The organism is Microbulbifer sp. 2205BS26-8 (genome assembly GCF_030731025.1).
GTDB classification, from domain to species: domain Bacteria; phylum Pseudomonadota; class Gammaproteobacteria; order Pseudomonadales; family Cellvibrionaceae; genus Microbulbifer; species Microbulbifer spongiae.
The window spans coordinates 50356-65755 of sequence record NZ_JAVAMR010000009.1 but is presented as its reverse complement, the minus strand read 5'-3'; the positions used below and the strand labels follow the sequence as shown (position 1 = coordinate 65755).

Genomic DNA, 15400 nt, shown 5'->3' with positions numbered 1-15400 from the left:
TTCCTATTCCATAGCACGGGCACTGCACACCCGCTTATGCAGCAGGCAACAGATACAGGCCGCTCGCCGCTGAAAACAGCACCAGGGCTGCACCCGGGCGCAGCAGTTTCCGATCGGCACAACACCAGACAACCGCCAGGGTCCAGACGGCGATGGCAACAAATCCCGCACCAATCAGGCGACTGCTGTCGACCAGATTGGCTACACCAAAGAACAACAGCCCTGCAGACACGCCGCTCACCGCCGGCAAAATAACCACCACCAGGCATCTCGCAATGCCACGCAGCCCTATTACATACGTAGCCCTGGGAGCAGCGCTGGCTGTCGCTCTCTGCTTGTCCTGTCTAGGCGGGCCACTGGGCCAGTCTCCGTTCAGCGCAATCACGACAAAGACCCCCAATATAACGATCAGGGTGGCAATACTGATCCCATACTCAACACCGAACACCGAACTCCAGCCCCCGGCGGAAACCCCCATCAATGTCCAACCGAGCCAGCGGCGCACTGGCTGTACACCGGTGTGCAACCAGGCCCTGTACAAACAGATTATGCCGGCGAGGGCGCTGAGGCTGGCCAGCCCAGCGATGGTGTAGAGTGTATTTGGCATAAATACCACAAAGAAAGTCTTTGGCTCGCTCGATGAATTTCCCTGAACAGACAGCTTGTCCAGCCTGAGGCCAGTTGTTACTGGGCCCCGGGCCGACACACCTCGAACACTCCCGCAATGTCGCCCAGCGGCGCCTGTATTGCAAGGACAGCGATCACACAGGGTTTGCAGGCCCTGTCAGATCGCCGAACTAATGGTAAAAGGGCGGAGGCACTTGCCTTCACCCACGCACTGCCGGCAAATACTTAGCAAGAATCAGATTCAGAAAGTGTAACGCGCTTCAGCCGTAACATAGCGGCGTTCACCGTAAAAACAGTCCCCACGGCTCAGGCAAGAGGTGGTGTGGATTTCATCGGTCAGGTTTTTTACATTCAACTGGAATTTCCAGCTTTCCAGAGTGTAGCCGATGGTTGCGTCGTACAGGGTGTAAGACGGATTATCAGTGGGAAACTCTGCAAAAATACTGTCGTAATAAGCAAGTAAGGCCGGGCTATTAGCGATGAAGGGATTTGAAACCACGATTATATGGGTTTTATCTATCCCCGTGTAGCTTTCCCCAACATACCGTGCGCCCAGGCCTAAACTCAGACCCGGCACCCAATCACTGAAATTGTACTCACCCCAAAATGAAAATTGCTTTTCAGGTACAGCTTCCAATTCGGTGCCAACCTCATAATAAATTCCACTTTCAGTAATTTCAGTATCGAGATTACTGTAGTTTGCAGCCAGAGTTAAATTGCCCCATTGACCGCTTGCTTCCAGCTCTGCCCCGTCAATTTTTACCTCACCGGTTTGTACGAATATATTCTCCTGTCCTGGAGTGAGACGGTTCTTCTGTATAATGTCAAAAACAGAGGCAGTAACCAACAAATTAGTGCCTTCAGGCTGGAACTTGAGCCCAGCTTCCACCTGCTCACCCTCAACCGGTTTAAGTGAGCGACCCAGCCCACTGGGGTCTGACACCACAGGCTCAAAGGATTCAGAATAACTGATATAGGGAGAAACACCACTGTCAAATGCATACATCACGCCAAAGCGTTTAGTAACTGCGCGAGCTTTCTTGCGTGCATCATCTGTTCCGGGATTATTACTCTTTGCTCGGGAACTGGTTCTATCACTACGTATCCCTGCGTTAAAAATAAAATTCCCAAGCATTACCTGATCCTGAAAGTAGAAACCAAGCTGCTCTGTATCAGTAATAGTTTCATCCCTCGCCAGCCCTTCCAGACCCTCAGGTACAAACCCGTATACGGTGTCAAAAATATCAATAAAACCACCAAGGCCAGACCCCCTGAATGTGCGGTCGTCAATCTGTGCATCCTGATTATCTAGGCCAAAAGAAATCTGATGCTCAAAGGGACCGGTAGAGATCTCCCCAAATAAGCGTAAGTCAAAAATCAGCAAGTCACTGCTAGCATCTTTCATGTACACCGTACGAGACACTTCTCTGATATTTTTCTCCAGACGAAGCTCTAAAGCAAAGTCCGCGTACATTGAGTTATAGTCAACCTCTCCCTCTGAATAACGCAGACTCGCGTTAACACCCCAGTTTTCGCTCAATCGATGATCCAGCCACAAACTATAAGCGATTTGTTCTGTATCATACTTATCCCAGCCTGGCTCACTCAGAAAAACATCCGTCGGTATATCGCCATTTTCATTTTCAATACGCGTACCCCCCCAGGGTAAAAATGCGGCAGTCGTACCTGTCTCGTCTTTCTGATAACTCGCCAGGAAGGTTACTTCCGTATCCGCACTGGGGCGCCAAGAGAAAGAAGGCATAAACAAAGTGCTGTTATCCTCTACATGATCCACCTGGGCATCAGCATCACGGGTATAACCCACTAAGCGATAGAGCCATTTGCCTTCACTGTCCAACGCACCAGTCACATCACCGGCAACTACTTTACGGTTGTAGTCACCACCCTGCACCACTAGCTCACCACCAAATTCGCTCTGGGGGCGCTTGGAAACCAGATTGACAATCCCGCCTGTAGAGCCCTGACCGTAGAGCACAGAGGAAGGCCCTTTGAGGATTTCCACCCGTTCAAAGGCATACAGATTGGCACGGGAACTGGTATAGCTGCCAAAAATCGACTGCAACCCATCAATAAACATCACAGGGTCCACACCGCGCACCGAAGACCAATCGCCACGGGCATCCACACCAAACAAGCCGCCATTCACACCGGCTGAATATTGCAGCACATCCTGCACAGACTTGGAGCCGGTAGCATCAAAGAACGCTTTATCGCGCAGTGTGATAGAAAAAGGCGTCTCATCGACCGGGATATCCAGCTTGCCAATAGAAGTCTGCCGGGACAGATTCAGCTGACCGGTAACCTGGACCTCCTCCAAACGCTCACTTCTCTCTTCGGCTGCAAACACCGCATTAGCGCCGCCGACAGCAACTGCAAGGGCCAATAGGGAGCGGTGGAGACCAGCCACAGCAGGAGAAAGAGTCTGGCATAAACCTTGGATTCGAGTGGTACCCATAGAGATCCCTCAATACTCAATAAGACGTATATTGACCACAGCTGGTGTCCGTAGTCGCGAATCTTGCGGATACTAATGGTAATGGTTATCACTTGCAATATTGTTGAGATGTTTTTTTGTTATCAACTGTTGTCCAGGAAGGCAAAAGTCCTGGCATGCAGTATTTAATACGATGTATGGGGGCTGCCGCTCTCAGTCAGCCAATTCCTACTCCCGGCGGAGGCTGCCTTTTTGATTTCTTAAAACAGGACAGCCGGAGAAAGATCGGGATCTGTTTCTGTTTGCCAAATGCAATGGGAAGGAAACGCAGGCAACGCCGCAGGTACACATGGGTGGGATTGCAGCGGTAGAAAACCGGTACCGCTGCTGCAAGAGGGACAATTACGGAATCACCCGCCGGAACTACTTTCTGGCACCGGCACTCGCATCACGGATTGCGCGAAACTCATTGCCCGGATACCAGTTGGGCCAATCCTGGCTGTTGGCCAACACCAGTCCCAGTTGCAGCCCCAACTGCAGGTCCATGGCTGCCCCCTTTAAATTCCACGCCGGATCATAGGCATCACCCGGCTTGTGATAGTGATCGCTGAGATATTCCTCGCCTTTGCGCCGAGCCCATTGGCGACCGTGCTCCAGGTTATCGGTGCCGGAGTCAAAATAGAGCATGGGAACGCCTTTCTTCGCCAGGCTGAAATGATCCGAACGGTAAAAATAACCGCGCTCGGGGTGTTCCTCAGGAACCAGGTAACGGCCCTGCGCCTTTGCAGCGGCCTCCAGCAAAGGCTCCAATTCACTGCTGCCGGAGCCAATAACAATAATATCCCGGGCTGGCCCGAGCACATTCATAGCATCAAAGTTTATGCCCGCAACCGTTTTCTCCAGGGGTGCAACGGGGTGCTCCGCATAATATCCGGAGCCGAGCAGGCCGGATTCCTCAGCGGTGACCGCAACGAAAACCAGTGAACGATCGGGGCGTTCAAGTTTTACCGCCTGGGCAGCCATGGCCAGCAACCCGGCGGTTCCTGTGGCATTGTCCACAGCGCCATTGAAGATCTGGTCTTCGCCTTTAACATTGCTGTTTACACCCAGGTGATCCCAGTGCGCGGTGTACACGATCACTTCATCCGGTCGTTTCCCGCCAGGCAACTTGGCCACCACGTTGCGGGAACTGGTGGTTTGCAGACTGTTTTGCAGCCGGATATTGGCCTTGAGGCCGAGCAGCTTCGGCTTGAAACCGCGGGTTTTCGCCGCGGCCATCTCTGTTTGCAGATCCAATCCGGCAGCGCGAAACAGCACCCCGGCTGCATTGTTGGTTATCCAGGCCTCCACCGCTACGCGATCGGCATTGCGATCGTCGGCTTCCAAGCTGATTTGCGTACCCGACCAGGAACCGCTGACCACTGCCCACGGATAACCGGCGGCCCCGGTCTCGTGAATAATGATGGCACCATCGGCACCCTGACGGGCGGCTTCCTCAAATTTATAACTCCAGCGCCCATAGTAAGTCATGGCGTTGCCATTGAAGAGAGCCGCATCCTTGCTAGCATAGCCCGGGTCATTGACCAAAATAACGGCGGTCTTGCCGGACATGTCCAGCCCCGAGTAGTCATTCCAGTCATTCTCGGGGGCAACAATGCCATAGCCGACAAAGACCAATTCGCTGTTCTCCAGGGCGGATGCAGGGATTTGGCGCTGAGTGAAAGCCACCATGTCAGTGACTGGCTGCAACACCTGCTCGGCACCCGCGCCCACAATGCGGAGGGGAGTGGATTCGATCTGCATCTCTACGATGGGCACCTGCTGGAACCAGCTCGGCTGGCCCTTTGCATCCCTAGCGCCGGGCGTCAGCCCCAGGGCTTTAAATTGTTCTGCCAGATAGTTGACGGTAAGCAATTCACCCGGTGTGGCGGGAGCACGTCCCTCGAACTGGTCAGAAGCGAGAACCGCGATATGCTTGTGCAGATCTGCGGCTATGGCATCAACCTGGGCCTGCTCAACCTGATCAGAGCTGGAGCCGGTGGTGCTCCCCACAGGGTGCTGGTGACCCGTATGGGCAGCGGCTGGTTCCGCTGCCTGCTTCCCGGTCACGTCGGGGTCGCCTTGGCGACAGGCGGTGAGTGCGCCACTGACAGCAACAATCAGGCCGAGACGGCGCCAGAGGGAGGAGAATTGCATGGTGTAGTCCTATAAGCCTTGTTGTGCAGAATTATGCCTGATCTCGATCCATCTAACGACCACTTACAGAAACCTGCTGGCACTGGATAGGCGCGAGGTATCGAACAAAAGCCGCCAACACGCTACAACAGGGTTTTCAGCACTGCGCGGATCGGATTGAGAATATCGCGGGCCAACTGCTGGCAGCGAGCGGGAGACCACCCCTCGAGCAGATCGGGCAGATTGTCATTATCCTTGAAAGGCATCTCCAGGGTGAGCGCCAGGGTGCGAAACTGGTGCCCGGCCCAGGCGGTGCCTATGGATAGGTTGGCTTCACCGGGGTTGTCCTGCTCGTAGCCGTGTTCGATCTGGAAATCCGGGCTGGCCGCCAAGTAGGCATGTTTGAAGGTTTCCTCCAGTTTCGCATGGCGGTCATCATAGCCGGGAATGCCCTCACAGGCAGCGACAAAGTTGTAGGGCAGCGCTTCGTCCCCATGAATATCCAGAAATAGTTCCCCACCGAGTTCCAGCATTTTCTGCCGCACCAGAAAAACCTCCGGGCTGCGCTCCATGCTGGGGTCAAGCCACTCGCGATTCAGGTTTGCCCCCGCCGCATTGGTGCGCAGGTGGCCGCGCACACTGCCGTCGGGATTCATATTCGGCACCACATAAAAGACGGTATCCGCCAGAAGACGCCGGGCTGTGGGATTGGCCTCGTCCAGCAGCGCCTCCAAAAAGCCCTCCACAAACCATTCCGCCATGGTTTCCCCAGGGTGCTGGCGGGCGATCATCCAGACCCGGTGCCTGGCACTGCTGGCAGCCCCAACCGTCAGCAGGGTCATATCACGACCGTCGAGCGTTTTGCCGAGACTTTGCAAGTGTACCCGGTCGCTGCTTTGGGCCCAGGCAAGTAAATCCAGGTGCCGCTCCCAGGAATACGGAGCGAAATAGGCAAGATAGATACTTGGCTCATCCAGCGTTACGGTAAAATCCAGGCTATTTCCGTCATAATGGGTACCGATACGAAACCAGTGCTGGCGGTCGTAGGAAGCGCACACCCGGTAATTTTCCCACCCCTCCGGATAAGCGGCCTTGCCAGCATTCACAATACGCAGCGCATAACTTGACCCGGTTTCCCCCTCTAAGCGAAAGTGAAACCACTGATAGAAATCGGAATTGTGGTCTTGGCGGATGGCCAACTCAACCGGATTGGCATTGGAATTGACAACCTCAATATTGCCGCTGTCGAAAGCACTGGTTATATTCATCTACGCCCCCTCTTGTTACTGGGCGCAGGATACAGGGCTCACGCATTTTTTTCAGGCACATGGCGGTGGAAGTTGCCACTTCACAGGTAAATTTTCACGCCATCCACCCATGGATTTGGATCACTTAGAGGAGGTAACTGAGGGAATCTGACGCCGGCGGCTACCGACTCAAAGCAGGAAATAGAACTTGCACTGTGCACTTGTGTCAGTTGCCCAGGGTGGTAATCCCCCCAACCGGGAAACACCCTGGAATTGATGTGCAAATAATAAAAAGCACGGTATCGAACCCGATACCGTGCTTTAGCCAATCCCTGGCGGCACCTGCTGCGACTACTGCTCCCTGAAATTTCTGGTGTCGGTCCCAGACAAATGCTAGCTGCCCGGACTGTTCACAAGTGCGTCACTCCACACTGTCAGAAATCAATGACATCTCCATAACATTCCGTAACAGGCGCTGATTAAAGTTTAGGCAGTTTTTTTTGCACTTTGTTGCACCCTGGTGCAGATAGGCGTAAATTTAGTGGCTTTTCCCTTACCAATGGAAGGATATTTGGCTGGACAGGCGAGAAGGCGAACCCTTCTCCGGAATTGGCCTTTGGGACCGAGGCCAGACAGCTGACCGGGATTCCAGACTCGATGATAAGCTGAAAGAGGTAGAGTTCATGGGTAGTAGTATTCGGCGCAGTATTGCCCTTAGCTGCGTGTTGGTGATGGCCATTAATGTGAGCGCCTGCGGTTATTTTCTGTATCCTGAGCGCAAAGGTCAGACAGGCGGTCGTGTGGACCCGGCAGTGGTTATCCTGGATGGTGCCGCACTGCTTTTTGGCATTCTGCCCGGTGTGGTAGCCTTCGCGGTGGACTTTACCAATGGCACAATTTACCTGCCACCAGGTAGCCCCTCGGTGATCGACCGGCACACCAGCGCTGTCGATACAGACAGGGTACGAAAAGTGACTGACGAAAATGGCCGCGCCTGGCTTCAGCTGTCCATTGACGGCAAATCTGACGGTAGCGGGGATTTGGCTGGCCTGGAAGTTATCCTTACGCACATTACCGGGCTGGAGGTGGATGCTGATGACATTGTCTGGTTACAGGATGCTACAGCTTTGCGGGCAGCCATCAGCACTCAAGTCACCGCGCGTTAGGCACCCCTTAATACAGGAACGGATCTTTTACCTGGCTGCCTAAAAACACGCCGGGTTCATCCGGTGCAGGAAAACACCTTCGCCCGCCGCAGTCTGTTCTGGGCCTTTCGTATACTGGCGCGCCACAAAGAGCTGCCAGATATTCCGGGGAGGCAATCCCCAGTTGTAATGAGCAGGTAATGGCTAGGGGTTTTTACTACCCTGTCAGGAGTATAAGAACCGGGGGTCACCACCCCGGCCTTTGCAAAATGCCATGCCAAAAGCCCTGTCCCCGAAATAATCCAGACAAACGGCGTATTCGGCACTTTTTCTTCCAGCCCAGCAGGAGCAAAAATCATGAGTCTCTCGTATTTTTATAATATCCCTGAGCGTCACGTTTACACAATCGCAAACTGGATCATGGTGGTGTACCTCGTCTGGACAGGCGTTCTCTCTTTCGGGGAAACCGGTTCCCAAATAATCAACAACTGGTTTAGTCAGCACCTGCTCTTTTCAAAAGTGGGCACACAGTGGACGCCTCTGGCATGGTTGATCGGCGCAGTAAAAATTGTGATTGCGATCGGACTCGGCCAGCGCAATCGGCACAGCAGGAGTTATCAATGGTCTGCACTGGTCGCTTTTATACTGCTGATTGCTCCCACCACGTTTCTCCTGACAAACCCGGTGTGGGTAGCGTCCTACGGCGGTTTCCCGTTTATTGGTTCGGGCCAGGGGATCATAAAGTACTTCTCCATGGCTGGTGTGGCCCTGTATTTGTACGCCTCCAGTACGTCTTCACAAGTGTGTCGGCGCATTGCCATTGGGCTGTGTATTTTTGGCGTCGCCATTGTGATGGGGTGGATTGGCGCAATGAAATTCACTGCCTATGAGGCGCAGGGTATTTTTCCCCTGATGAGTACCAATATCTTTTTTTCCTGGACTTACATTGTTTGGGGCACCCAGGGAGCCTCAAATTTCATTGGCATCGTCGAGTTAATTTTTCTAGTATCGCTGCTACTTGCACCGGTATCCAAGCGCATTGGATTGTTCGGCTTGGCCGGTATCCTGGCCACAGCGATCGGAACAACCACTTTTCTTTTCAATACTCCCGGGTATGATCTCTTTATTCTCGATCTGAATACAACTGGTCAGTTCATTATCAAAGACTGGCTTCTGTTTGCAGCCGCATTAATCTTCTACAGTGCTGTGACACGTCGGCAAGAATCCACCACCTAACGGAAGTATGCAATGGGCAGAGCCCCTTGGGGCTCACTGCAGTTTTATTGCATTTTTTGCCCGCAAAGCAATCAAGGGCCGCCAATTGAGGCGGCCACCCCTTAACGATTTGGCTCGAGAGCACTCTATTACCGATCAGAAAAGTGACCGGGCTCGGGGATCAATCGTTTTGTGAAAACGCTCCGCCGTCGACACCTGTGGTCAAATTACCCTATGTGGCTACCCAGTATTTCCCCGAGTCTTACACACCGAAAAAATCTGCCTGTGCAGCGGATAATTTTATGCTGCAGCAACTGTTTTCCAGTGCAGCATCCTGGAAATAAGGATTGTTACCCAATCTGGCAACATCACCCGCACAACCGCCTAACCCAATAGCAGCCAGGCTGTACCTGCAATAATCAACGATGCCGTTACACTCAGCACCGCACCCTCACGCACCATATCCTGCATACGCACTTTTCCGGTGCCGTAAGCGATTGCATTGGGTGCCGTGGCCACCGGTAACATAAAAGCACAGCTGGCACTCATGGCAGCGGGTATCATCAACACCATCGGATCAAAACCTGCAGAAGTGGCCGCCACTGCAAGTATCGGCATCAGTAGCGTGGCTGTAGCGGTATTACTGGTAATTTCCGTGAAGAAGGTGACACTGAGACAAAGCAATAGCAACATTACCCACAGGGGCATGGCAGTCAGAAAGGAAAGCCCGCTGCCCAACATACTGCTCAGGCCCGAGACGGAAAAGCCTTTGGCCAGGGCGAGACCACCAGCGAAGAGCAGCAACATGCCCCAGGGGATTGTCTCTGCAGTCTGCCAGTCGAGCAAGCGGCCACCTTTTCCATCGGGAATCATAAACATGGCCACCACAGCGGCAATAGCCACTGTGCTGTCTCCTGCAGATGCAATACCCAGCCACCCGCTCCAGCCGCCAAAGGGTGCATTGCGAGTAACCCAAAAGCCTATGGCAAGGCCAAACACCAGGAGTGTGCGCTTTTCCTCCGCACGCCAAACGCCAACCGCCGGCGGTTGAATTGCATTTTTAAGATGAACGCTGCGAGTAAGCCAGAGTGCCATAATCGGCAGAGTAGCCAACACAACAGGAAGACCGATCTTCATCCAGCCCACGAAGCTGAATGTCCGACCGGTTAACTCCTCATAAATCCCCATAAAAATCACATTCGGAGGCGTACCCAGCGGCGTACCCACACCCCCGAGACTGGCGGCATAAGCGATCCCCAAAATCAGCGCAATGCTCAATCGTTGATTTTGAATACGGGAGAGAATTGCCAGGGCAATGGGCAGCATCATCAGGGTTGTGGCGGTATTCGAGATCCACATACTGAGAAAACCGGAGGCCAGCATAAACCCAAGAACCAACCGCCGACCAGAGGAGATGCCAACGATGCGCAGCATATACAAGGCCAGGCGTTCATGGGCCCCACTCTTTTCCAAGGCCTTAGACAAAATAAAGGCTCCCATAAGCAGCATTATCACATGACTTCCCAGCGATGCCGCCACTATTTTGTAATCGGCCACCCCGAACAAGGGGAGAAGTATAAAAGGTACCAGAGAAGTTGCCGGAATAGGCAGTGCCTCAGTAATCCACCAGATCACTGTCAGCAATGTAATAGCCGCAGTGACTGCAGGCAAATATGCCATATCCAGCACACGCAAAAACACATAAAAAAGAACGGCCAGTAACGGCCCAAAAACGATAAAGCGCCGACGCGCAATCGACATACTCACCCCCCAACAGGCTAGCCCCCAGGCCCTATGAGTACCGGAGGAAAATGTATTCTTTTTCTGCAACCAAAGCGCCGGTCACTGCCAATCCAGATTTAAGGTTCCCTCACAACCAAACCCCCCAATCATAAGCCCCCTAAAACACCGTCCTAATCAGGCGAAGAGACTCTCGTTTAGAGGATTTGCGGCCCGTAGTGCCATAGTATTTTCCTGTCTCAGGACACCCCGTCCCGATCTGGAAAATTCACCCACACGAGCATTGTGTGCAAAGAAACCCCAGAAAATGCAAAAGCAGTATAGCCAATAGGGGTAAAATCTGGAAATAACAATGCCCGATGAATGACGCCAGCAAATACAGCCACCTCTGCATGCCGAGCGGCGATGGGGAATCTCTACGAAGCAAGGTTACTGGCGTTTGTCCAGTTTCTCATCTCATTTTTTCCGGTCGATTGGATGAATCTTATCGGATTAAGCAGGACAGTGTCGCGCTGACCCCAAAGAAAAGTTTACGGATATCCTGCCACCTGAAGAGCAAATCTGCAGTTGTACCATTCGGCAGATAGCCTGCACCCGGCCATCTATTTAAAAGCACGAGTAGCGTTTTGTACTCCCGCCTGGCCTTGAGCTGGTAAGGATACTATCAGTGAGAGACAAGCGGAACTACTTTTGTCAAATCAATCGAACATCCTGCAAAAGCAATATCAGACATCCCTCTCCCGGCATCATCACAACAGGTAAGAGCAGCGGACTGCCGTTGCTGTACAAAACCATTGATTGGAACAAGACTCCACTGACGACTCTATAAATGTAAGGCACACCCCTTATAATTAACCGATGTGTTAATCTGGCACCTTCACCGTTAAATTATTTTTATGGGCATAATCTGGGTCACCACCAAGCCGTTTATTGCCATTCAGGCCGTTGATTTCCCTGATTTCACTATTGCTCAAACTAAATCCTGTCAGTAAGAAATTGCTACGCATGTTATCCAGCTTTTCCGCCTTGGGAATCACAATTCGATGCTGTTGTACATTCCACTTCAAAATTACTTGTGCCGGAGATACAGAGTGACTTTCTGCGATTTTCACAATCAGTGGGTCCACTATCGGTTTTTGGCTTTGTGACACGCCACTCCAGGAGGATCCGGTACCCAGAGGGGACCAGCAGCTGATGGCAATTTTGTGAAACTGGCAGTAATCCACCAGTGGCTGCTGGGTGAAATAAGGGTGCAATTCAATTTGATTACAGACCGGGCGCACCTCGGCGAATGTGGCAATTTGTTCGATATCCGCCTTGCGAAAATTCGATAAACCCAGGGCCCGTACCTTCTTCTGCTGATACAGCACCTCCATAGCTTCCCAGGTTTCCCGGGTATAGGCAGGCACCGGCCAGTGAATCAGGTAGAGATCCAGATATTCCAGTTGCAAACGTTCCAGACTGCGCGCAAAAGCATCGTGGGTTTTGCTGCGCCCCTGCTCAGTATCCCAGAGTTTACTGGTTATAAAGAACGTTTCCCGCGGCAGGCCTGATTCCCTGATTGCCCGCCCCAGGGCACGCTCATTGCCATACACAGAAGCCGTATCAAACTGTCTATAACCGATCGATATGGCCTTTAAAATGGTGTCGGTGACATATTCGTTATCTTGCTGCCAGCCACCTACAGCAGCCAGCCCCATGCCAACCTGAGGAATCTGCACGCCGTTATTTAACTCGATAAAATACATGATCGAAATCCCTTCCAACTGCTGCAATATGCACTGAAAACCCTCTGTCGTGGCCACGGCTATCCGGCCTGGGGGTCACCAAGCATCAGAGATAAGCCCTATTTCTCCGAAAATCCTACTGTGTGCCGGCAAAACTGTGTCATTTTTTCATTCGCAAGACACTAAAATCCCCTTCCGAACTGGCTTCCTTTGCGTATGAGTTCAGATTTTATTTGGGCGGTAGAGAACCAGCAAATTGTACGCCGCGGTTTACCCAACTGTCGAGGTCTTCGGCAACGGCATCCTCCTCGACATACACCATCCCCTTCAGGGGACGTCCGGTATAATCCATTGGCCGGGTATACCGCTCCGCCAGTGCTTCCTGATAGTGATCAGGCCCCACCCTAACCATCAGTTCTTCGCCGATGACACCACAGGCCATGTTGCCATTTAACATAAACGCCAGGCCCCCAAACATCTGCTTCTCACTGAGCCCCTGGTTTTCCTGTAACAGATTGCGCACCTTTTCTGCCAGGGTTTTGTTATACGCCATAACAATCTCCTTAATTCCTTTTACTAAGCGGTATGACTCATCTTCACAATCGCTGCATACCGCACAAATGCAACCTTGAAAAGAGCAATCTCTGCTGAAGACAATTCGCTGGAATAATCCTCCTCCTTGGGCCACTTCAGCAGGTAATAAACAAATCCCAAATGGAGAGAGTCGATATCCCCCCGTGAAGAAAACACAACGATTCCCAATCCTGACAGCTTGCAAATAGACCTTTACAGAATCGCGGCCTGCCACCACAACTGATAGGGTCTTGAAAGACGGAAACTCTTCCCATACCCTGTATAAGTAGCTGCATCCCGATAAAAAAATTTATAATGAACGATCCTTCAAGTGTAGCAGGTAATGGCAACACTTTTTAATGGGTTGTCAACACAAGAGAAGCACCGCAACAGTAAAAGTGAATTTTAACGACAAGTGCCTTTTGAATACACCGCCAAGTCAGTGCGTCATTCAGAACTTTTTTAAAAGGCTATAACGGGGATTGTGGCAGTCGAGAATTTCCTGTAATTACCTGGCTGTATCCAACCTTGTCAGCCTTAACATACCTTTTACCCGGATTATTGTCAGTAACTCAAAACCACGCTTTCGGCACTTTTGGCAATACCTGGATTTTCCGGACGGCAACTTATTGGTAGAATATCCATACATTTCACATAAGGATATGTGGTTATTATTGGGTTGGATTAAGTCCATTTTGCGTTCAGTGCTTATTTGAAAACAAAAAGCACCGAAAGGTGACATTTATGATCTGGGCCTGGGCCGACAGAACCTCTACTGAACACGCAATGCCTTTTCGCACTCGTGGTATATTGCAACTGCTACGCCCCAATCCATATCTGGTAATACCTTGTCACAGCGCTCTTCCCTTCAATCAAAGTGATCGAGGGTTTCCACTGTAATTCGGCGTTTGGCGGTAGCGAATGCCCCTGTGTGGCCGCAACGCCTTTTTGTCAAAAGATTTCGTGCAGCGGACAATAGGGTCTGATCTGTTACCGGAATCAAACATCACAGACAGGGGATTGGAAATCTGATTGGTCCCGCTGATACCAGTGCAACTTCTCGTGTAAGCTGACAACACCTCCAATGATGGTCAAAGTCGGTGCCCGAACGGCCTTTTCCTTCGCAAGGGTCGGCAGTGTCTTGAGGTCACCCACAATAACCCGCTGTGCCGGCGTTGTACCCTTTTCAATCAATGCCGCTGGCGTTTCCGCCGGGAGGCCGTGGCGGGCAAGTTCGGTGCAAATAGTCTCCAGGCCAGTCAAGCCCATATAGAAAACTAGGGTCTGGCCATCAGAGGCCAATTCGCCCCACGGCAAATCGAGGCTGCCTTCCTGTAAGTGCCCGGTAATAAACCGCACCGACTGGGCATAATCACGGTGCGTCAAAGGAATACCTGCGTAACTGGCACATCCAGACGCAGCGGTAATACCCGGCACCACTTGAAACGGAATTCCGTGTTCGGCCAGTTTGTCGATTTCTTCACCACCCCGGCCAAAAATAAAGGGGTCCCCCCCCTTCAGGCGCAGAACTTTTTTGCCTTTGCTGGCTAAATCCACCAACAACTGATTGATATCGCCCTGGGGAACCGAATGAAACGCTTTTTTCTTGCCAACATAAATGCGCTCGGCATCCCTGCGCACCAGATCCAGAACTGCCGGGGATACCAGGCGATCATAGAGCACGGCATCGGCCTGCTGCATCAGACGCAGGGCGCGAAAGGTCAGCAGATCGGGATCTCCCGGTCCGCCGCCCACCAGGTATACCTCACCAGTGGGCGGGGACCTACCCGCCCAGTCCTGCAGGGCATTGAGCAACGCGCTTTCCCCCTCCGCCAGCTTCCCCGCCTCCACACGGCTGGCGACCGGCCCCGAGAAAACCCACTCCCAAAAGCCTCTGCGTTGGGCTTCGGGCAGTGCGGCTTTTACCCTGCTGCGCACACGAGCGGCGAGCACCACCAGGCTGGCGAGCCCGGGGGACAGCAATGCTTCGATCTGAGCGCGGATACGCCGGGCGAGCACCGGCGCAGCACCACCGCTGTTGATACCAATCGCCAGATCGCCGCGTTCCACCATTGCGGGAAAAATAAACGTGCACAGTTGCGGCGCATCCACCACATTGACCGGCAGATGCCGGGCGCGCGCATCGGCAGAGACCTGCGCATTCACCTTCGCATTATCGGATGCCGCGATCACCAGTTCGGCGCGGTGCAGATAATCGGCGCAGTAGGTTGCTTCAAACAGGGCCCCGTTTGAATCGTTCACCAGTTGCTTAAGTTCAGCGACAATCGCCGGGGAAACCACCCACAAGCGGGCACCCGCCCTGTAGAGCAGGCGGGCTTTACGCGTGGCAACAGCACCTCCACCCACGATCAGGCAAGGGCGGTTTTGGACATCAAACGCGATTGGGAGATAGCGCAACGTCTTCTTCCATTCCGCGGCAGGCGGGGGACAGCTTTCCTCCAAGAAACCAAGGGGTGGTTATCCGGCTGCCATCCA

Annotated in this window: 10 protein-coding genes; 2 read left to right on the top strand and 8 right to left on the bottom strand. The window is 52.7% G+C overall.

All coding sequences use genetic code 11. The features are described from left to right. Nucleotides 1–34: 34 nt before the first annotated feature. The 4 genes from Q5Y71_RS05020 to Q5Y71_RS05005 all read right to left on the bottom strand — a co-directional run bounded on the left by Q5Y71_RS05020 (nt 35) and on the right by Q5Y71_RS05005 (nt 6525). Nucleotides 35–607, bottom strand: coding sequence for a hypothetical protein (locus tag Q5Y71_RS05020; RefSeq protein WP_306040601.1), 573 nt, complete (start codon nt 605–607; stop codon nt 35–37). A gap of 261 nt (nt 608–868) precedes the next feature. Further along, nucleotides 869–2995, bottom strand: coding sequence for a TonB-dependent siderophore receptor (locus tag Q5Y71_RS05015; protein ID WP_306040599.1), 2127 nt, complete (start codon nt 2993–2995; stop codon nt 869–871). Nucleotides 2996–3505: 510 nt separating this feature from the next. Continuing rightward, on the bottom strand, nt 3506–5278 hold the full coding sequence (locus tag Q5Y71_RS05010) for a M28 family metallopeptidase (protein WP_306040597.1): 1773 nt from the start codon (nt 5276–5278) through the stop codon (nt 3506–3508). Between the two features lie 122 nt (nt 5279–5400). Continuing rightward, nucleotides 5401–6525, bottom strand: coding sequence for a M14-type cytosolic carboxypeptidase (locus Q5Y71_RS05005; protein WP_306040595.1), 1125 nt, complete (start codon nt 6523–6525; stop codon nt 5401–5403). Between the two features lie 662 nt (nt 6526–7187). On the opposite strand from Q5Y71_RS05005, the gene Q5Y71_RS05000 reads away from it, so the two are divergent. Further along, nucleotides 7188–7670, top strand: coding sequence for a hypothetical protein (locus tag Q5Y71_RS05000; protein WP_306040592.1), 483 nt, complete (start codon nt 7188–7190; stop codon nt 7668–7670). 336 nt (nt 7671–8006) lie between these two features. Further along, nucleotides 8007–8885 carry a DUF417 family protein gene (locus tag Q5Y71_RS04995; protein ID WP_306040590.1) on the top strand — a complete coding sequence of 293 codons (879 nt, stop codon included), beginning with the start codon at nt 8007–8009 and terminating at the stop codon, nt 8883–8885. Nucleotides 8886–9248: 363 nt separating this feature from the next. Here the strand turns inward: Q5Y71_RS04995 and Q5Y71_RS04990 are convergent, their stop codons facing one another. From Q5Y71_RS04990 to cysG, 4 genes are all read right to left on the bottom strand, one after another. Then, nucleotides 9249–10625, bottom strand: coding sequence for an SLC13 family permease (locus tag Q5Y71_RS04990; RefSeq protein WP_306040588.1), 1377 nt, complete (start codon nt 10623–10625; stop codon nt 9249–9251). 842 nt (nt 10626–11467) lie between these two features. Continuing rightward, entirely contained in the window at nt 11468–12352 is an 885-nt protein-coding gene (locus Q5Y71_RS04985; RefSeq protein WP_306040587.1) for an aldo/keto reductase, read from the bottom strand. 208 nt (nt 12353–12560) lie between these two features. Next, entirely contained in the window at nt 12561–12884 is a 324-nt protein-coding gene (locus Q5Y71_RS04980; RefSeq protein WP_301418210.1) for a TfoX/Sxy family protein, read from the bottom strand. Between the two features lie 1019 nt (nt 12885–13903). Then, nucleotides 13904–15322, bottom strand: coding sequence for a siroheme synthase CysG (gene cysG / locus Q5Y71_RS04975; RefSeq protein ID WP_306040586.1), 1419 nt, complete (start codon nt 15320–15322; stop codon nt 13904–13906). Between the last annotated feature and the right edge of the window lie 78 nt (nt 15323–15400).